This window comes from Kitasatospora sp. NPDC041988 (assembly GCF_055588525.1).
This window is the reverse complement of sequence record NZ_JBVJCO010000007.1, coordinates 43,213-62,181: the sequence shown is the minus strand read 5'-3', so window position 1 is coordinate 62,181 and position 18,969 is coordinate 43,213. Positions and strand designations below refer to the sequence as shown.

General features: G+C 72.1%; 16 protein-coding genes. 10 read left to right on the top strand and 6 right to left on the bottom strand.

All coding sequences use genetic code 11. The features are described 5' to 3' along the window. Positions 1-151 precede the first annotated feature (151 nt). Positions 152-1,321 (top strand): imidazolonepropionase, encoded by a 1,170-nt coding sequence (hutI, locus tag ACZ6NC_RS09680; protein WP_465731000.1) that lies wholly within the window; start codon positions 152-154, stop codon positions 1,319-1,321. Between the two features lie 46 nt (positions 1,322-1,367). Here hutI and ACZ6NC_RS09675 read toward each other — a convergent pair whose 3' ends face one another. Beyond that, positions 1,368-3,458 carry a prolyl oligopeptidase family serine peptidase gene (locus ACZ6NC_RS09675; protein WP_465730762.1) on the bottom strand — a complete coding sequence of 697 codons (2,091 nt, stop codon included), beginning with the start codon at positions 3,456-3,458 and terminating at the stop codon, positions 1,368-1,370. A 167-nt stretch (positions 3,459-3,625) separates the two neighbouring features. After that, a complete protein-coding gene (locus ACZ6NC_RS09670; protein WP_465730760.1) occupies positions 3,626-5,134 on the bottom strand; it encodes a peptide MFS transporter in 1,509 nt (502 codons plus the stop codon). 329 nt (positions 5,135-5,463) lie between these two features. On the opposite strand from ACZ6NC_RS09670, the gene ACZ6NC_RS09665 reads away from it, so the two are divergent. Further along, the gene (locus tag ACZ6NC_RS09665; protein WP_030290974.1) at positions 5,464-6,138 is read left to right on the top strand and encodes a response regulator transcription factor; all 675 of its coding nucleotides are present in this window, start codon (positions 5,464-5,466) and stop codon (positions 6,136-6,138) included. Between the two features lie 54 nt (positions 6,139-6,192). Then, entirely contained in the window at positions 6,193-7,440 is a 1,248-nt protein-coding gene (locus ACZ6NC_RS09660; RefSeq protein ID WP_465730758.1) for an ATP-binding protein, read from the top strand. A 13-nt stretch (positions 7,441-7,453) separates the two neighbouring features. Here the strand turns inward: ACZ6NC_RS09660 and ACZ6NC_RS09655 are convergent, their stop codons facing one another. Both ACZ6NC_RS09655 and ACZ6NC_RS09650 read right to left on the bottom strand, forming a co-directional pair. After that, a complete protein-coding gene (locus tag ACZ6NC_RS09655; RefSeq protein WP_465730756.1) occupies positions 7,454-8,146 on the bottom strand; it encodes an ester cyclase in 693 nt (230 codons plus the stop codon). A gap of 128 nt (positions 8,147-8,274) precedes the next feature. Beyond that, on the bottom strand, positions 8,275-8,814 hold the full coding sequence (locus ACZ6NC_RS09650; protein ID WP_465730754.1) for a GtrA family protein: 540 nt from the start codon (positions 8,812-8,814) through the stop codon (positions 8,275-8,277). Between the two features lie 267 nt (positions 8,815-9,081). Here ACZ6NC_RS09650 and ACZ6NC_RS09645 point away from each other — a divergent pair, with 267 nt between their 5' ends. The 3 genes from ACZ6NC_RS09645 to ACZ6NC_RS09635 are packed head-to-tail and all read left to right on the top strand — an operon-like array spanning position 9,082 to position 11,980. Continuing rightward, on the top strand, positions 9,082-10,200 hold the full coding sequence (locus tag ACZ6NC_RS09645; protein WP_465730998.1) for a 5-(carboxyamino)imidazole ribonucleotide synthase: 1,119 nt from the start codon (positions 9,082-9,084) through the stop codon (positions 10,198-10,200). Further along, on the top strand, positions 10,197-10,721 hold the full coding sequence (purE, locus tag ACZ6NC_RS09640) for a 5-(carboxyamino)imidazole ribonucleotide mutase (RefSeq protein ID WP_465730752.1): 525 nt from the start codon (positions 10,197-10,199) through the stop codon (positions 10,719-10,721). Before ACZ6NC_RS09645 ends, purE begins: the two co-directional genes overlap by 4 nt. 23 nt (positions 10,722-10,744) lie before the next feature. After that, positions 10,745-11,980 carry a dipeptidase gene (locus tag ACZ6NC_RS09635; protein WP_465730750.1) on the top strand — a complete coding sequence of 412 codons (1,236 nt, stop codon included), beginning with the start codon at positions 10,745-10,747 and terminating at the stop codon, positions 11,978-11,980. Positions 11,981-11,987: 7 nt separating this feature from the next. On the opposite strand, the gene ACZ6NC_RS09630 is transcribed toward ACZ6NC_RS09635, so the two are convergent. Both ACZ6NC_RS09630 and ACZ6NC_RS09625 read right to left on the bottom strand, forming a co-directional pair. Further along, complete coding sequence (locus ACZ6NC_RS09630; RefSeq protein WP_465730748.1) at positions 11,988-12,401, bottom strand: CoA-binding protein; 414 nt, start codon at positions 12,399-12,401, stop codon at positions 11,988-11,990. 73 nt (positions 12,402-12,474) lie between these two features. Then, complete coding sequence (locus ACZ6NC_RS09625) at positions 12,475-13,812, bottom strand: UDP-glucose dehydrogenase family protein (protein WP_465730746.1); 1,338 nt, start codon at positions 13,810-13,812, stop codon at positions 12,475-12,477. Between the two features lie 227 nt (positions 13,813-14,039). Here ACZ6NC_RS09625 and ACZ6NC_RS09620 point away from each other — a divergent pair, with 227 nt between their 5' ends. The 4 genes from ACZ6NC_RS09620 to ACZ6NC_RS09605 all read left to right on the top strand — a co-directional run bounded on the left by ACZ6NC_RS09620 (position 14,040) and on the right by ACZ6NC_RS09605 (position 18,892). After that, a complete protein-coding gene (locus ACZ6NC_RS09620) occupies positions 14,040-15,194 on the top strand; it encodes an LCP family protein (RefSeq protein WP_465730744.1) in 1,155 nt (384 codons plus the stop codon). A 105-nt stretch (positions 15,195-15,299) separates the two neighbouring features. Continuing rightward, positions 15,300-16,466 carry an acyl-CoA dehydrogenase family protein gene (locus tag ACZ6NC_RS09615; protein ID WP_465730742.1) on the top strand — a complete coding sequence of 389 codons (1,167 nt, stop codon included), beginning with the start codon at positions 15,300-15,302 and terminating at the stop codon, positions 16,464-16,466. Positions 16,467-16,632: 166 nt separating this feature from the next. Next, on the top strand, positions 16,633-17,496 hold the full coding sequence (locus ACZ6NC_RS09610) for an oxidoreductase (RefSeq protein ID WP_465730740.1): 864 nt from the start codon (positions 16,633-16,635) through the stop codon (positions 17,494-17,496). Positions 17,497-17,668: 172 nt separating this feature from the next. After that, a complete protein-coding gene (locus ACZ6NC_RS09605) occupies positions 17,669-18,892 on the top strand; it encodes a beta-ketoacyl-[acyl-carrier-protein] synthase family protein (protein WP_465730738.1) in 1,224 nt (407 codons plus the stop codon). Positions 18,893-18,969 lie beyond the last annotated feature (77 nt).

The following is an 18,969-nucleotide window of genomic DNA, read 5'->3' as shown; positions in this document are numbered from 1 at the left end:
CCCCCCCCCCCCCCTCCCCCCCACCCCCCCCCCCCTCCCCCCCCCCCCCCCCCCCCCCCCCCCCCCCCCCCCCCCCCCCCCCCCCCCCCCGGGTCCATTCGTTCGTGAAAGGTCCCATGTGAGCACCCCGAGCAGCCCGCAGAGCCAGGGCATGCCGAGCACCCTGATCACCGGTGTCGGCAGCCTGGTCACCAACGACCCCGCGTACGGGACCGGGCCGCTCGGCCTGCTCACCGACGCGGCCGTGGTGGTGGACGGCGGCACGATCGCCTGGGTCGGCCCGGCGGCCGAGGCGCCCGCCGCCGACGAGCGGTTCGACGCGGCGGGCCGGGCGCTGCTGCCGGGCTTCGTCGACTCGCACGCCCACCTGGTGTTCGCGGGTGACCGCACCGCCGAGTTCAACGCCCGGATGTCCGGCCAGTCGTACAGCGCCGGCGGCATCCGCACCACGGTGGCCGCCACCCGGGCCGCGAGCGACGCCGAGCTGGACGCCAACCTCGCCCGGTTCGTCCGCGAGGCACTGCGGCAGGGCACCACCGCGATCGAGTGCAAGTCCGGCTACGGCCTGACCGTCGTGGACGAGGCCCGGGCGCTGCGGATCGCCGCCTCGTACACCCCCGAGACCACCTACCTCGGCGCCCATGTCGTCGCCCCCGAGTTCGCGGACGACCCGGCCGGCTACGTCGACCTGGTCACCGGCGACATGCTGGACGCCTGCGCGCCGTACGCCCGCTGGGTGGACGTGTTCTGCGAGAACGGTGCCTTCGACGGCGACCAGGCCCGGGCGGTCCTGACCGCCGGGATCGAGCGCGGCCTCACCCCCCGGGTGCACGCCAACCAGCTCTCCTACGGGCCGGGTGTGCAGCTCGCCGTCGAGCTGGGGGCGGCCTCGGCGGACCACTGCACCCACCTGACGGACGAGGACGTGGCCGCGCTGGCCGGCTCGGCGACGGTGGCCACGCTGCTGCCCGGCGCGGAGTTCTCCACCCGCGCCGCCTACCCGGACGCGCGCCGGCTGCTCGATGCGGGCGCCGTGGTCGCGCTCTCCACCGACTGCAACCCGGGCTCCAGCTTCACCAGCTCGATGGCGTTCTGCATCGCGGTCGCGGTGCGGGAGATGGGGATGACGCCGGACGAGGCGGTCTGGGCCGCCACCGCGGGCGGCGCGCACGCGCTGCGGCGGTCGGACGTCGGGACGGTGACGGTGGGCGCCCGGGCCGACCTCCAGCTGCTGGAGGCGCCCTCGCACGTCCACCTCGCGTACCGGCCCGGGGTGCCGCTGACGGCGGCGGTCTGGCGCGCGGGCGTGCGGGAGGTCTGACGCCGGGGGCGTCCCCCGCACCCGGTCCGGGTGCGGGGGCCGTCCGTTACCGGCTCAGGCCCAGCGAGCGCCGGAGGAAGTCGAGCTGGTGGTGGTGGAGGTTCTCCGCCACCACCGCGTCGGAGGGCGTGTGGGTGGTGCCGCTGAGCGGCAGGACCTCGTGCGGGCGGCCGGCGGCCAGCAGGGCGCCGGAGAGCCGCAGGGCGTGGACGGGGAACACGTTGTCGTCGGCGAGGCCGTGGACGAGCAGCAGCGGGCGGCGCAGCCGCGGCGCGTCGCCGACCAGCGAGCAGGCGTCGTAGCGCTCGGGGTGCTCGTCGGGGTGGCCGAGGAAGCGCTCCTGCCAGTGGGTGTCGTAGAGCCGCTGGTCGGTGGGGGCAGCCCCCGCCACGGCGGCGTGGAAGACGTCCGGGCGCCGGAGGACGGCGAGCGCGGCGAGGTAGCCGCCGTAGGACCAGCCGCGGATGGCGACTCGGTCGAGGTCGAGCAGCCCGGGCCGCCGGCGGGCGGCCTCGTGCAGGGCGTCGACCTGGTCCTCCAGGACCGGTGTGGCCCTGTCCCCGAACACCTCCTTGTCCCAGCGGGGGCCGCGCCCGGGGGTGCCGCGGCCGTCGACGGTCAGCACGGCGAAGCCCTGGTCGGCGAACCACTGGGAGACCAGGTCCCACCAGGCGCCGGCGGTGGTGACCTTCTGCTGCGCGGGCCCGCCGTACGGGTCGAGGAGGACGGGCAGCGGGCCGTCGTCGGGGCGGTGGTCGGTGGGCAGGAAGAGTGCGGCGCGCAGGTCGCGCGGGCCGAGGCGGAGCAAGTCCGGCCGCGCGGTCAGGACGGGCGGCTGCGCGTACGAGGTCACCGGGAGCGGCGGGCGGCTCTCGCGTCGGACGCTGGTCCGGCCGGCGGGGGCGCCGGGCTCCCGGGTGGTGAGGACGAGCGTGCCGCCGCGCCGTACGCCGGTGTGGAGGCCCGGTCCGTCGCTCAGCCGCCGGAGCCCGGTGGCCGCTTCGTACAGCCAGAGGTGGGTCTCGGTGGGCTCTGTGGTGGCGGTGAAGAGCACCTGTTCGCCGTCGGTCCCGGTCACCTCGCGCAGCTGGAGTCCGGCCGGGGTGACGGGCTCGCCGTCGACGGTGAGGTGTCGGGTGTCGCCGTGGTCGGCGGAGCCGACCAGCGCGCCCGCCGCGGTGCGGACCGGCAGACCGGGGACGAGCTCGACCCAGCGCTCGTCGCGCTGCTCGGCGAGGGGCCGGGTGGCGCCGTCGGCCGGGTCGACCGCCAGGGTCAGCACGGTGCGCTGGTCGCGGCTCTGCACGGCGGCGAACGGGCCGTGCCCGTCCCAGCCGGCGGCGGTCAGGTACTCGTACGCCGTGCGGTCCCAGCGGACCTCGGTGCGGGCGCCGTCCAGGCCGAGCAGCCAGAGCGAGACGTCGGCGTTGGCGGTGCCGGCCAGCGGGTAGCGGATCACGCGCGGCGGATGCTGCGGGTTGGCCGGGTCGGCGAGGTGGAGGCGGCTCAGCGGGCTGTTGTCGACCCGGGCGGCCAGCAGCCGGGTGCCGTCCGGCGACCACCAGTGGGCCCGGGAGCGGAACATGGACTCGGCGGCGACGTGGTCGGCGACCCCGTACGTCACCTCCTCCTGTTCGGGTTCGGCGAGTGCCCGGTCGCCGCCGCCGTCGGCCTCGACCACGCGCAGCGCGCCGTCGCCGACGTAGGCGATCCGGCGGCCGGCCGGGTCGAGGCGCGGGTCGTACACCCCGGTGGCGGTGGGGACCGGCCGGACGGTGCCGGCGGTGGTGTCGGCGAGCCAGAGCGCGCCGCCGAGGGCGAAGGCGGCCAGCCGGCCGGTGGCGTCGGTGGTGTACGCGGTGATGCCGGTGGTCAGGACCCGGGCCCGTTCGCGGCGGATGCGCTCGGCCTCGGGGAGCTCGTCACCGGGGTCGCCGAGCGCCGCTGGATCGACGACCAGCCGTTCCCGGCCGGTGGCGGTGTCCAGCGCCCAGAGGCAGGAGAGCGGGTCGTCGCCGGCCCGGCTGCGCAGGAACAGCACGGTGCCGCCGTCGGCCGAGACGGCCGGGTGGACGGGGGTACCGAGGGTGAAGCGGCGGGTGCGGGCGAGCTGGCGGGGGAGGCTGTCGGTCGGCATCCCGACACCCTCGCACGGCCGGGCGCCGACGTCCCCCGACATACGGCGGGGGCCACAAACGCGGCCGGGGCGACAAATGCCGCCGGCCGCCACAAACGCGGCCGGGGCCGGTGCGGATCTCAGGAATCCGCACCGGCCCCGGTGGCAGGTGTGCCGTCAGCGCGACGTCAGTGGACGTCGCCCATCAGCCGGACGACCTTCTTGCGGTACATCCACAGCGCCACACCGGCGAGGATCGCCATCACGCCCTGGACCGCGAAGTACCCGGTGGAGCCGACCACCTTGTCGCCGAGGACCAGCTGGAAGATGGCCGCGACACAGTCACCCGCGGTGACCGCGAGGAACCAGACACCCATCATCTGGCTGGCGTACTTCGCCGGGGCCAGCTTGGTGGTGACGGAGAGGCCGACAGGCGAGAGGGTCAGCTCACCGACGGTCTGGACCAGGTAGACCATGGCCAGCCAGAGCGGGGTGACCTTGGTGCCGCCCGCGGCGGCGCCCATCGCCAGCATCATGACGAGGAAGGAGCCGCCGATCATCAGCAGACCGAAGGCGAACTTCACGGTGGTGCTGGGGTTCTTGGCCTTGCGGGCCAGGGCCACCCAGAGCCAGGCGAAGACCGGGGCCAGCGCCATGATGTACAGCGGGTTCAGCGACTGGAACCAGGTCGACGGGAAGTTGAAGCCGAAGAGCGTGGACGCGGTGTTCTCGTCCGCGAAGATGCTCAGCGTCGAACCGGACTGGTCGTAGATCATCCAGAAGACGGCGGCGGCGACGAAGAACCAGATGTAGCCGCTCATCCGCGACTGCTCGGTCTCGTCGAGGTCCTTGTCGCGCTTCACCTTGGCGAAGACGAAGACCGGGATCGCGATGCCCGCGATCGACAGCGGCCAGATCGCCCAGTTGATGGTGAAGTGACCGGTCAGTGCCACGACCGCGTAGAAGACCACGGCCACCGCCAGCCAGAGGCCGGCCTTCTTGAAGATCGCGCTCTTCTCGGCCGCCGAGATCGGCGAGGTCACCACGTCGCTCTTGGCGCTCAGGTGGCGGGTGCCGAGCAGGAACTGGGTCAGGCCGAGCGCCATGCCGATGCCGGCCAGGGCGAAGCCGAGGTGCCAGTTGACGCTCTGGCCGACGGTGCCGATGACCAGCGGAGCGGCGAAGGCACCGAGGTTGATGCCCATGTAGAAGATGGTGAAGCCACCGTCACGACGCGGGTCGTTCGGCCCGTCGTAGAGGTGGCCGACCATCGTCGAGATGTTGGCCTTGAGGAGACCCGAGCCGACCGCGATGAACGCGAGGCCGACGAAGAACGACACGCTCGCCGGCACGGCCAGCAGGAAGTGGCCGATCATGATGATCGAGCCGCCGAGAGCGACGGTCTTGCGCGCGCCGAGGAAGCGGTCCGCGATCCAGCCGCCCGGCAGGGCGAGCAGGTAGACCATCGCCGTGTACACGCTGTAGACGGCGGCGGCGACGGCCGCCTTCATGCCGAGACCGCCCTCCGCGATGGAGGCCGTCATGTAGAGCACCAGCAGGGCACGCATGCCGTAGTAGCTGAAGCGCTCCCACATCTCGCTCATGAAGAGGGTGGCGAGGCCCCGGGGGTGCCCGAGGAAGGTCTTGCCGCTGGGAGAGGCCGACTGAACGCCGGGCTCCAGGGTCGTAGACGCCATGTGTAGTGGTTCCTTGCCTGACAGCGTCCGCCTAGGGGGGTGGCGGCGGACGTGGACCAAACCACTGTACGTGGCCACATTTGGCGTCATCAGCTGACAAAACACGTCAATTAGGTATGCCGATGGTAAAGCTTGCGACAGGTTAACTCGGCTGATCCATGGTGGGATCGAGGGAATTCCTTCGGTTTGAAGCCCGGGGGGCAGAATCTTCGCCGAACGGGCGGTCCGGCCATGTCCGTTGAGCGGTGATCACCCCCCGTATAACGATCACGCTCTGTGAACTAGCTCACAGGGGAACCGGCCATATCCCGGCGGACTACCATCACCACATGACCTGTGTGCTGCTCGCCGAGGACGATCCGGCGATCTCCGAACCGCTCGCCCGGGCCCTGCGACGCGAGGGGTATGAGGTGCTCGTCCGCGAGGACGGTCCGACCGCACTGGCCGCCGGACTCACCGAGGAGGTCGACCTGGTCGTCCTCGACCTCGGCCTGCCGGAGATGGACGGCCTGGAGGTCTGCCGCCGCCTGCGCGCCGACGGCAAGAGCTGCCCCGTGCTGGTGCTCACCGCCCGCGCCGACGAGGTGGACACCGTGGTCGGCCTGGACGCCGGAGCCGACGACTACGTCACCAAGCCCTTCCGCCTCGCCGAACTGCTCGCCCGCGTCCGCGCCCTGCTCCGGCGCGGCAACGTCGACCAGCTCACCACCGGCGCGCACGGGGTGAAGATCGACATCGAGTCGCACCGCGCCTGGCTCGGGGAGGAGGAGCTCACCCTCTCCGCCAAGGAGTTCGAGCTGCTGCGGGTGCTGGTCCGGGACGCCGGCCGGGTGGTCACCCGCGAGGAGATCATGCGCCAGGTCTGGGACACCACCTGGTGGACCTCGACCAAGACGCTGGACATGCACATCTCCTGGCTGCGCAAGAAGCTCGGCGACGACGCGGCCAACCCCCGCTACATCGCCACCGTGCGCGGGGTGGGCTTCCGCTTCGAGAAGAATTAGCGCGAAACGATCGAGCCCCCGCCGGGGGTACGTACCACCACGGGGAGCGGCAGCGTGAAACGCCGGATGATCAACTCGCTGCTGGGCGTCGTCCTGGTGGTGGTCGCGGTGTTCTGCGTCCCGCTCGCCCTGGTCGAGAAGCGCACCATCGTCAACGCGGCCCAGGACCGCGTGGACGCCGCCGCCGTCCGGGTCCTGGCCCTGGTGGAGAACCGGCTCGCCGCGGGCGAGCCGGTCACCGGCGACAAGTTCGCCAACCAGGTCACCGACGGCCAGTACGTCGAGGTGGACATCCCCGGCAAGGAGCCCGTCTCCAGCGGCGAGCGGCCGGCCGGGAACCACCTGCTGAAGTCCGTCGAGCAGGGCGTCAGCGGCGAGACCGTCACCGTCGAGCAGTCCCGGGAGGCGGTCGACCACGAGATCGCCAACATGCTGCTGCTGCTCGGCGTGGTCGCCCTGCTCGCCGTCCAGGCCGCCGTCGCCCTCGCCGTCTGGCAGGCCAAGCGGCTCGCCCGCCCGCTCACCGACCTCGCCGAGACCGCCGAACGGCTCGGCTCCGGGGACCCCCGCCCGCGCGACCGCCGCTACGGGGTGCCCGAACTCGACCGGGTCGCCGAGGTGCTGGACGTCAGCGCCGAGCGGATCGCCCGGATGCTCACCGCCGAACGCCGGCTCGCCGCCGACGCCTCCCACCAGTTGCGCACCCCGCTCACCGCGCTCTCCATGCGACTGGAGGAGATCACCGCGCTCGCCGAGGAACCGGAGACCGTCAAGGAGGAGGCGACCATCGCCCTCCAGCAGGTCGAGCGGCTCACCGACGTCGTCCAGCGGCTGCTCACCACCCAGCGCGACCCGCGCAGCCCCACCGCCGTCGCCTTCGACCTGGACGAGGTGGTCAAGCAGCAGGTCGAGGAGTGGGGCCCCTCGCTGCGCGACACCGGCCGGGTGCTCCAGCTGGAGGGCCTGCGCGGAGCCACCGCGGTCGGCACCCCGGGCACGGTGGCGCAGGTGCTGGCCACCCTGATCGAGAACTCGCTGATGCACGGCGACGGGATGATCACCCTGCGGGTGCGGCCCTCCGGGACGTCGGTGGTGGTCGAGGTGCAGGACCAGGGCGCCGGGGTGCCGCCGGAGCTGGGCAACCGGGTCTTCGAGCGCGCGGTCAGCGGCCGCAACTCGACCGGCATCGGCCTGGCCGTCGCCCGCGACCTCGCGGAGGCGGACGGCGGGCGGCTCGAACTGCTCTCCCTCAAGCCGCCGGTGTTCGCGCTCTTCTTGGGGCGGAGCCGCAAGGACGACTAGCGGGGCGTGTGGATCAGCTGGGTGCCATCCCGAGCTGGCGCATCAGGCCCATGACGTCCCACTGCCACCAGCCTTCCGCGATCATTCCGTCCGCGAAGCGGAAGGTCGTCGTCCCGCGCCCGACGACCGACTTACCGGTGGACGGCATGCCCATGAAGTCGGCCTTCTGCGTGGCGTGCCAGGTCCACCGGGTGGCGACCTCGTCGCCCTCGGCGATCTGGCTCTCGATCGCGAAGGTGAAGTCGAAGGCTCCGACGTAGCCGCTGCAGCGCTCCTTGAACGCCGCCGGGCCGACCGCGTCCCCTTCGCTGCCGTAGTCGTGGTCGCGGTAGTCGGCGGTCATGCACTCGTCGATCACGCCGAGGTTGCCCTTGGCGATCTCGTCCAGGAGCCGGGTCGCGGCGGCCTTGTTGAACTGCTCGTCGCGGACCACGTCCAGGTCGGTGAAGGTCGGCGGCTCGTCGCAGAGCGCCACCATCTCCCGGAAGATCCGGTCGGTCTCGGGCAGGTGGGAGTTCTTCATCGCCTCCTCGTACGAGGCGAACTCCACGATCTCCACGACGTGCTTGGTGTCGGAGCGGTCCGTGGCGACCACCGCGTGGCCGGCCGTCCGCCTGCCCTTGGTCTGCTCGGCCCAGCTGTCCATGAGCCGGTTGAGGTCGTCCAACCTGTCGGTCTTGCAGTCGATGATCTGGACGAACGCCATGGCGAGCCTCCTGGGTTGCCCCCCGGGCCTCGATCGTTCGCCGGCCGTGCTCGCCCTCGGTCCCCACTGTCCTCTTGCGGAGGCGGGCACGGCAAGAGGAGCGGGCACGGCAAGAGGGGCGGGGAGGCCTACTCGGCCTTGGCGTACCGGATCTCCTGGGCGGCCAGTATCAGTTCGGCCTGCGCCGCCAGCTCGCTGTCGGGCTCCTTGGCGGCCGTCGGCTCGGGGATCGCGGTGAACACCCAGGTCCGGTACGAGATGAAGCGGAACACCGTGGCCACCGCGAGGCCGACCACCTTGGCGCCCAGTTGCTCGTAGCTCGAGTCCAGGCCCAGCACGTACCTCGAGAAGCCGAGCACGCCGGTCTCGATCAGCATGCCGATGCCGCTGTAGACCAGGAAGAGCGTGATCTCCCGCTTGCGGGAGGCGGCGTCGCGGTCCCGGTACAGCCAGTAGCGGTAGCCGAGGTAGTTGGTCGCGATCGCGATGACCGTCGCCACGATGTTCGACCGCACCGAGGCGAGGCCCAGGCCGTTGATGCAGACCCAGAACAGGGCGAAGTTGACCACCACGCCACTCAGGCCGACGATGCCGAACTTCACGACTTCGCCCTTGAGCCCGCGCATCTTCTGCACCAGCGAGGGGTTCGACGCTTCGGTCGTCGCCATACCGGGCTGCCTCCATGAACCTGCGGACGAGGGGGCCCGGAGCGGATGCTCGGCCGGCCCTTGAGCCCTGCGTGCACGCACATGATCGGACCACGCGTACCAGGACCTAGCGGCCCAGGCTACCCGCTTCCGCCGTTCGGCTCAGCCCCGAGGGCCCCGTGCACTCTGGGACGCCCTCCGTGGCAGAGCGGTTCCACGGGCTCCCACCGGCCCGGATATCCTGGCCGGGTGACTTCCCCCGGCAACGCGAATTTTCCAGTGGTGGGCATGATCGGCGGCGGGCAGTTGGCCCGCATGGCACACCAGGCGGGCATCCCGCTCGGGGTCAGGTTCAAACTCCTCGCCGACACGCCCCAGGACTCGGCCGCGCAGGTGGTCTCCGATGTCGTTCTCGGTGACTACCGCGACCTCGACACACTGCGCCGCTTCGCGGCCGGCTGTGACGTGATCACCTTCGACCACGAGCACGTGCCGACCGAGCACCTGCGGGCCCTGCAGGCCGACGGCGTCGCCGTCCGGCCCGGCCCGGAGGCGCTGGTGAACGCCCAGGACAAGGGCGTGATGAGGGCCAGGCTCGACTCCATCGGGGTGCCCTGCCCCCGCCACCGGATCGTCGCCGACCCGGCCGACGTCACCGCCTTCGCCGAGGAGGGCGCCGGATACCCGGTCGTGCTGAAGACCGTCCGCGGCGGCTACGACGGCAAGGGCGTCTGGGTCGTCGACGACGAGCAGGAGGCGCAGGCGCCGTTCCTGGCCGGCGTCCCGGTGCTGGCCGAGGAGAAGGTCGACTTCGTGCGCGAGCTGGCCGCCAACGTGGTCCGCTCGCCCAGCGGCCAGGCCGTCGCCTACCCGGTGGTGGAGAGCCTCCAGGAGAACGGCGTCTGCGCCGAGGTCACCGCCCCGGCGCCGGACCTCGACCCGGCGCTGTCCGACGAGGCCCAGCAGCTGGCCCTGCGGATCGCGGGCGAGCTGGACATCACCGGCCACCTCGCGGTCGAGCTGTTCCAGACCCGGGACGGCCGGATCCTGGTCAACGAGCTGGCCATGCGCCCCCACAACTCCGGGCACTGGACCCAGGACGGCGCCGTCACCTCGCAGTTCGAGAACCACCTGCGGGCCGTGCTCGACCTGCCGCTCGGCGACCCCCGGCCGCGCGCCAAGTGGACCGTCATGGTCAACGTCCTCGGCGGCGACTACCCGGACATGTACCACGCCTTCCTGCACTGCATGGCCCGTGACCCGGGCCTGAAGATCCACATGTACGGGAAGGACGTGAAGCCCGGCCGCAAGGTCGGCCACGTCAACGTCTTCGGGGACGACCTCGACGACGTCCGCGAGCGCGCCCGCCACGCGGCCGCCTACCTGCGAGGAACGATCACCGAATGACCCACCCCCTTGTCGGCATCGTGATGGGCTCGGACTCCGACTGGCCCGTGATGGAGGCCGCCGCCCAGGCCCTCGACGAGTTCGAGATCCCCTACGAGGTGGACGTCGTCTCCGCGCACCGGATGCCGCGTGAGATGGTCGCGTACGGCGAGAACGCCCACGCCCGCGGGCTGAAGGCGATCATCGCCGGCGCCGGCGGCGCGGCCCACCTGCCGGGCATGCTCGCCTCGGTCACCCCGCTGCCGGTCATCGGCGTGCCGGTGCCGCTGCGCTACCTGGACGGCATGGACAGCCTGCTGTCGATCGTCCAGATGCCGGCCGGCGTGCCGGTGGCCACCGTCTCGGTGGCGGGCGCGCGCAACGCGGGCCTGCTGGCGGTGCGGATGCTGGCCGCGTTCGACCCGGAGCTGACCGAGCGGATGACCGACTTCCAGGCCGAGCTGAACAGCCAGGCCACCGAGAAGGGGAAGAAGCTGCGGGCCAAGGTGGCGGGTTCCTCCTCGTTCGGCTTTGGAAAGTAGTCAAATCGGATACAACAGTTCGTATGACACCTGAGCTGTTGGACTCCTCCACCCCGTCGGACTCCACCGCCCTGCTGGAGCGTGCCCGGGCCGTCCTCCGCGACACCCCCGTGGTGGACGGGCACAACGACCTCCCCTGGGCGATGCGCGAGCAGGCCGGATACGACCTCGACGCGGTCGACCTGGCCGCCGACCAGCGCGACCGCCTGCACACCGACCTCGCCCGCCTCGCCGCGGGCGGGGTCGGTGCACAGTTCTGGTCCGTCTACGTCCCCCCGCGGCTGGCCGGCGACCACGCGGTCAGCGCCACCCTGGAGCAGATCGACTTCGTCCGGGCCCTGGCCGAGCGGTTCCCCGACCGGCTCCGGCTCGCCTCCACCGCCGCGGACATGGAGTCCGCCCGGGCCGAGGGCCGGATCGCCTCCCTGATGGGCGCCGAGGGCGGCCACTCCATCGACTGCTCGCTCGCCACCCTGCGCGCCCTGTACGAGCTCGGTGTCCGGTACCTGACGCTCACCCACAACGACAACACCCCGTGGGCCGACTCCGCCACCGACAAGCCCGCCGCCGGCGGTCTGACCAGGTTCGGCGAGGAGGTCGTCCGGGAGATGAACCGGCTCGGCATGCTGGTCGACCTCTCGCATGTCTCCGCCGATACGATGCGCGACGCGCTGCGGGTCAGCGAGGCGCCGGTGCTCTTCTCGCACTCCTCCGCGCGCGCCGTCTGCGACCACCCGCGCAACATCCCGGACGACGTGCTCGCACAGCTGCCCGCCAACGGCGGCGTCGCGATGGCCACCTTCGTGCCCAAGTTCATCCTGCCCGCCGCCATCGAGTGGACCGTCGCCGCCGACGAGAACATGCGCGCCCATGGCTTCGACCACCTCGACACCACCCCGGCCGGCATGGCCTGCCAGCGCGCCTTCGAGGAGGCCAACCCGCGCCCGGTCGCCACCCCCGCCACCGTGGCCGACCACCTCGACCACATGCGCGAGGTCGCCGGCATCGACCACATCGGCATCGGCGGCGACTTCGACGGCACCGCCTTCCTGCCGGACGGGCTGGACGACGTGGCCGGCTACCCCAACCTGATCGCCGAACTGCTCGGTCGCGGCTGGTCGGAGACCGACCTCGGAAAGCTCACCTGGCACAACGCGGTGCGCGTGCTGCGCGACGCCGAGGCCGTCGCCCGCGACCTCCGCCCCACCCGCCGCCCGTCCATCGCCACCCTCGGCCGGCTGGACGGCACGCGGTCCTGACCGGGCCTCAGCCCAGCAGCGGGAGCTCGATGGCCGGGCACCTGTCCATCACCATCGCGACCCCGGCGGCCGTGGTCCGGCCATAGGCGGCCTCGTCCACCACGCCGAGCTGGAACCAGACCGCCTTCGCCCCGGCGGCCACCGCCTGGTCGGCGACCTCACCGGCGAGGTGGCTGTTCACGAACACGTCCACCACGTCGACCTCGAACGGGATCTCGGCGAGCGAGGAGTAACCCCGCTCGCCGAGGACCGTCTCGGCCTTGGGGTGGACGGGCACGACGCGCTTGCCGTGGCGCTGGAGGACGCGGGCGACGCCGTAGGCCGCGCGCGCGGTGTTGGTGGAGAGGCCGACCACCGCCCAGGTGTCGCCCTTGGCGGTGAGGATGTCACGGACCGTCGCGTCGTCGCCGTAGCTCGTCATGCCGGTGACAACTCCGCTGTGACCTGCGGGATTCCCCGGCGTCGCCAGGCCGACGGGAGTTTGAATTCGAGCCCTAGCTCGGGCGGCCGAGCGCGCGGTACGTCCAGCCGGCCTCGCGCCAGGCGTCGGCATCCAGGACGTTGCGGCCGTCCAGCAGGCGGCGCTCGGCGACCACCGCGCCCAGCTCGGCCGGGTCGAGGGCACGGAACTCCTGCCACTCGGTGAGGTGCAGCACCACGTGCGCGCCCTCGGCGGCCTCCATCGGGGAGTCGGCGTAGGCCAGGCCCGGGAACATCTTGCGGGCGTTGTCCATCGCCTTCGGGTCGTACACCGTGACCTGGGCGCCCTGGAGCTGGATCTGGGCGGCGACGTTGAGCGCGGGCGAGTCCCGGATGTCGTCCGAGTTCGGCTTGAAGGCGGCGCCGAGGACGGCGACCCGGCGGCCGAGGAAGCCGCCGCCGCACTGCTCGCGGGCCAGCTCCACCATCCGGGAGCGGCGGCGCATGTTGATCGAGTCGACCTCCCGCAGGAAGGTCAGCGCCTGGTCGGCGCCCAGCTCCCCGGCCCGGGCCATGAACGCGCGGATGTCCTTGGGCAGGCAGCCGCCGCCGAAGCCGAGGCCGGAGTTGAGGAACTTGCCGCCGATCCGCTCGTCGTAGGAGAGCGCGGTGCTCAGCTGGGTGACGTCGGCGCCGGCCGCTTCACAGACCTCCGCCATCGCGTTGATGAACGAGATCTTGGTGGCCAGGAAGGAGTTGGCGGCGGCCTTGACCAGCTCGGCGGTGGCGTAGTCGGTGACCACGAACGGCACCCCGGCCGCGATCGGGTCCGCGTACACCTCGCGCAGCAGCTGCTCGGCGCGCTCGCTGCGGGTGCCGACCACGATCCGGTCCGGGCGCAGGGTGTCCTGGACGGCGAAGCCCTCGCGCAGGAACTCCGGGTTCCAGGCGAGTTCGGCGCCCTCGCCGACCGGTGCCAGCGCGGCCAGCCGCTCGGCCAGCCGGCCCGCCGAGCCGACCGGGACGGTCGACTTGCCGACCACCAGCACCGGGCGGGTCAGGTGCGGGGCGAGCGCGTCGATCGCGGCGTCCACGTACGACATGTCGGCGGCGAACTCGCCCTTGCGCTGCGGGGTGTTGACGCAGACGAAGTGCACGTCGCCGAACTCCGCGGCCTCCTGGGCGGAGGTGGTGAAGCGCAGCCGGCCGGTCGAACCCTCGTGGCCCGCCACATGCTTGAGCAGCAGCTCGGACAGGCCCGGCTCGTACATCGGGACCCGGCCGGCGGTCAGCGTGGCGATCTTCTCCGGGTCGACGTCCAGCCCCAGCACCTCGAAGCCGAACTCCGCCATGGCGGCGGCGTGGGTGGCACCGAGATAGCCGGTGCCGATCACGGAGATGCGGAGGGCCACGGGTTCCCCTTTGGTGGAATCTCGACCTGGGCGGGTACGGGCGGACATGACGTGCGAGCACCGATGCTATCCGGCTGCAGGAGTGCCGCCCAGGCCGTCCCGGCGGTACCGGGTTTCCGGCCGCGGGGGCGCGGTTTCCGGGCAGGGCACGGAACCCGGCGCCGGGCGGGGGCACGATCTCGGCGGAACCCCCGCGCGGGGGATGTGACCGGCGGCACAATGCGCGCATGGATCCGAAGCCGGAGCGCACGGACGAACCCGAGAAAACCGACGAGGCGGCCGGGCTCAGCCTCTTCGAGCCGCGCGAGGACGGCGAGGGGGCGCCCGGGCCCGACGCCGGCCGCGAGCCGCCGGGCCGGCGCCGCCGCACCCGCCGCGTCCTGCTCTGGACCCTCTCCGTCCTGCTGGTGCTGGCCGTCGGCGCCGGCGGCGCGCTCTACTGGACGGCCGAGCACTACGCCTCGTCCGTCACCCGGATCCCGAACGCCTTCCCCGCCGCGCCGGAGTCCGCCCAGCCGAAGCCCGTCCCGGCGAGCGGCCTCAACCTGCTGCTGGTCGGCCTGGACGCCCGCTCGGACGTCCCGACCACCGGCAGCAAGGCCAAGGCGCCGGCCTGGCAGGCCGGCGCGGCCCGCAGCGACACCATGATGCTGCTGCACCTCTCCGACGACCGCCGCAGCGCCTCGCTGGTCTCGCTGGCCCGCGACACCTGGGTCTCCGTCCCCGGCCACGGCCAGGCCAAGCTGAACGCCGCGTACTCCTGGGGCGGCCCGGCGCTGATGACCGAGACCGTGCAGAACCTCACCGGCATCCGGATCGACCACCTCGCCGTGATCGACTGGAACGGCTTCCGCGAGCTCACCGACGCCGTCGGCGGCGTGGACATCACCATCCCGCGCACCATCGAGGCGGCCGGCGAGGCCCGCGCCTGGGAGGCCGGCACCCACCACATGGACGGCGCGCAGGCGCTGCTCTACGTCCGCGAGCGCTACGGCCTGCCCGGCGGCGACCTCGACCGCACCAAGCGCCAGCAGAACTTCCTGCGCGCGCTGATGCTACGGATCATGGACTCAGGCACCCTGACCAGCCCGTCCAGGCTGGGCGGCCTGCTGCAGTCGGTCGGCGAGGTGGTCAGCGTGGACGACCGGCTCTCCAACGCGGACCTCTTCCAACTCGCGTGGAGCCTGCGCCCGCTGCGCCCGGACGACGTCCGGTTCATGAACGCGCCGTTCGGCGGCTTCGACACCCGGGAGGGCCAGAGTGTCGTCCTGCTGGCCGAGCGCCCGGCCGCGCAGCTCTGGGAGGCGATGCGCAACGACCGGATGCCGCAGTACTTCCAGGAGCACCGGGCCGGCGACACCCTCGGCGCGGACGTCGACTGAACCTAGGCAGCCGCAGGTCGGAGCCCTAGGATCTACTGAACGGTAGCTAACTGACTTCACTCCTTCATCGCACGAATCCTTCATCACACGAACGAGGCGGGAACCATGGCGGGCAGCGCAGGGGCGGCGGACTTCGATCTCTTCCGGATCTCCGAGGAGCACGAGATGCTCCGTGAGGCGGTGCGTTCGCTGGCCGAGGCGAAGATCGCTCCGTTCGCGGCGGAGGTGGACGAGCTGGGGCGGTTCCCGCAGGAGGCGTTGGACGCGTTGCAGGGTAATGACCTGCATGCGGTGCACGTGCCGGAGGAGTTCGGTGGTGCGGGGGCGGACGCGTTGGCGACGGTGATCGTGATCGAGGAGGTGGCGCGGGTGTGCGCCTCGTCGTCGTTGATCCCGGCGGTGAACAAGCTGGGTTCGTTGCCGGTGCAGTTGTCGGGTTCGCAGGAGTTGAAGGCGAAGTACCTGGGGGCGCTGGCGCGGGGTGAGGGGATGTTCTCGTACTGCCTGTCGGAGCCGGAGGCGGGTTCGGACGCGGCGGGGATGAAGACCCGGGCGGTGCGGGACGGGGACTTCTGGGTGCTGAACGGTGTGAAGCGGTGGATCACCAACGCGGGTGTGTCGGAGTTCTACACGGTGATGGCGGTGACGGATCCGGAGAAGCGTTCCAAGGGGATCTCGGCGTTCGTGGTGGAGAAGGGCGACGCGGGGGTGTCGTTCGGTGCGCCGGAGAAGAAGTTGGGGATCAAGGGGTCGCCGACGCGTGAGGTGTACTTCGACGATGTGCGGATTCCGGCGGACCGGATGATCGGTGCGGAGGGTACGGGTTTCGCGACGGCGATGAAGACGTTGGACCACACGCGGGTGACGATCGCGGCGCAGGCGTTGGGGATCGCGCAGGGGGCGTTGGACTACGCGAAGGGGTATGTGCGTGAGCGCAAGCAGTTCGGGAAGCCGATCGGTGATTTCCAGGGTGTGCAGTTCATGTTGGCGGACATGGCGATGAAGCTGGAGGCGGCGCGGCAGTTGACGTATGCGGCGGCGGCGAAGTCGCAGCGTACGGATGCGGATCTGACGTTCTTCGGGGCGGCGGCGAAGTGTTTCGCGTCGGATGCGGCGATGGAGATCACGACGGACGCGGTGCAGTTGCTGGGTGGGTACGGGTACACGCGGGACTACCCGTTGGAGCGGATGATGCGGGACGCGAAGATCACGCAGATCTACGAGGGCACCAACCAGATCCAGCGCATCGTCATGGCCCGCAACCTGCCGTAGCCCGGCCTCTGCCGTAACGCGCCGCGGCCCCCGGTCACTTCAGGTGGCCGGGGGCCGTTTCGCGTACAGGCGGCCGGCGGCCCGTCCTGGACGCCCACCGGGCCGGGCTGGCATAACTGAGTGCGTCAACTACCAAGTCTTCCAACGGCTTACGGAGGCACTCCGGATGACCAGCACCACCCCTGAGAAGAACGCGGCCGGCCGGGTCTGGCTGATCACCGGCGCCAACTCCGGCTTCGGCCAGGCGATCGCCGAGGCCGCGCTGGCCGCAGGCGACACCGTGGTGGCGGCCGCCCGCCGCCCCGAGGCGCTGGACGCGTTGGCCGCCGCCCACCCCGACCGGGTCGTCCCGGTCCGGCTGGACGTCACCGACCCGGCCGGGATCGCCGCCGTGGTGGCGGACACCCTGCTCCGGTACGGGCGGATCGACGTCCTGGTGAACAACGCCGGGCGCGGACTGATCGGCGCCGTCGAGGAGTACACCGACCGCGAGCTGCGGGACTTGATGGAGCTGCACTTCTTCGGCCCGGCCGCGCTCACCCGCGCCGTCCTGCCGCACATGCGGGCCCAGGGCTCCGGGGCCGTCGTCCAGATGAGCAGCATGGGCGGCCGTTTCTCGTTCCCCGGCGTGGGCGCCTACTCGGCCACCAAGTTCGCGCTGGAGGGGCTCTCCGAGGCACTGGCCCAGGAGGTCGCCCAGTTCGGCGTCAAGGTGCTGATCGTCGAGCCCGGCTCCTTCCGCACCTCCTTCGCCGGCCCCGGCGCACTCGCCCAGGCCACCGTCATCCCCGCGTACGACTCGGTGGTCGGCCCGGTGCGTGTCGGGCTGCCGGAGAGCGACGGCAAGCAGCCCGGCGACCCGGCCAGGGCGGCTGCCGCGATCCTGGCCGCGCTGGACGCCGAGCGGACCCCGCTGCGGCTGGCCCTCGGGAACGACGCCGTCGACGCCGTCCTCGGGAACCTCCAGGCCGCCGAGAAGGAGCTCCGGGACTGGGAGACGGTCGGCCGGGGCACCGATTTCCAGGCCTGAGCGACTGTGGAAACCCCATAACATCTTCGTGGTCGAATCGGTCTCCCTGCACACCTGATCGATCATCACCATCCTGGCAAGGTGGCAGATGAGGCGGCTGCTCCCCGTGCCGACCCGGCGCGGGGAGTTGTGCCTCTCTCACAATCTCCACAACAGTCAGGGGGTTCGTTCGATGAGTGTCGACGACAACGGTGTGCTGGTCACCGGGCTCGGCGCGACGACGCCGCTCGGCGGGGACGTCGCCTCGACCTGGGCCGGTCTGCTGGCCGGCGAGTCGGGCATCAGCGCGATCGAGGAGGAGTGGGCCGAGGGCCTGCCGGTCCGGATCGCCGGACGGCTCAGGGTCGAGCCGTCCGAGGTGCTGGACCGGGTGCAGGCCCGGCGGATGGACCGCTGCGAGCAGGTGGCACTGATCGCCGCCCGGCAGGCCTGGGCCGACGCGGGGGCACCCGAGGTGGACCCGGAACGCCTCGCCGTGGTGATCGGCACCGGCACCGGCGGGGCGCTCACCATGCTCGGCCAGGACGATGTGCTGGAGGCGTCCGGGGTACGGAAGGTCTCCCCGCACACCGTGCCGATGCTGATGGCGAACGGCCCGGCCGCCTGGGTCTCCATCGAACTGGGCGCGCGGGCCGGCGCGCACACCCCGGTGAGCGCCTGCGCGTCCGGCGCCGAGGCGATCGCGATGGGCCTGGACCTGATCCGGCTCGGCCGGGCCGACGTGGTGGTGGCGGGCGGCGCCGAGGCGTGCATCTGCCCGCTGCCGCTGGCCGGGTTCGCCCAGGCCAAGGCCCACTCGATGCGCAACGACGAGCCCGGGCGCGCGTCCCGGCCGTTCGACGTGGACCGGGACGGCTTCGTGATCGGCGAGGGCTCGGTGGTCGTCGTCCTGGAGCGGGCCGGATTCGCCGCGGCCCGGTCCGCCCGCGCGCACGCCACCCTCGCGGGTGCGGCGGTCACCTCGGACGCGTACCACATCACGGCGGCCGCGGCCGAGGGCCAGGTCCGGGCGATGCGCCGGGCGGTGGCCGAGGCCGGGCTCGCCCCGGGCGACATAGGCCTCGTCCACGCCCATGCCACCTCGACCCCGCTGGGCGACCTGGTCGAGGCCGAGTCGGTCGCCGAGGCGATCGGCCTGCACCCGGTTGTCACGGCGACCAAGTCGATGACCGGCCACCTGTTCGGGGCCGCCGGTGCGGTCGGCGCGCTGGCCGCCGTCCTCGCACTGCGCGACGGCGTCGTGCCGGCCACCCGGAACCTGGAGACCCTGGACCCGGCGGTCAAGCTGGACGTGGTGGCGGGCGCCCCGCGGCGCGGCGCGCTGACCGCCGCGCTCACCAACTCCTTCGGCTTCGGCGGCCACAACGCGTCCCTGGTCTTCACCCCGGCGCCCTGACTGCCGACGGCTTCGACGCGGAGAGCCCCTGACTGCCGGCGCCCTGAAAACCGGACGACCGCGCCGTCCGGCCTCAC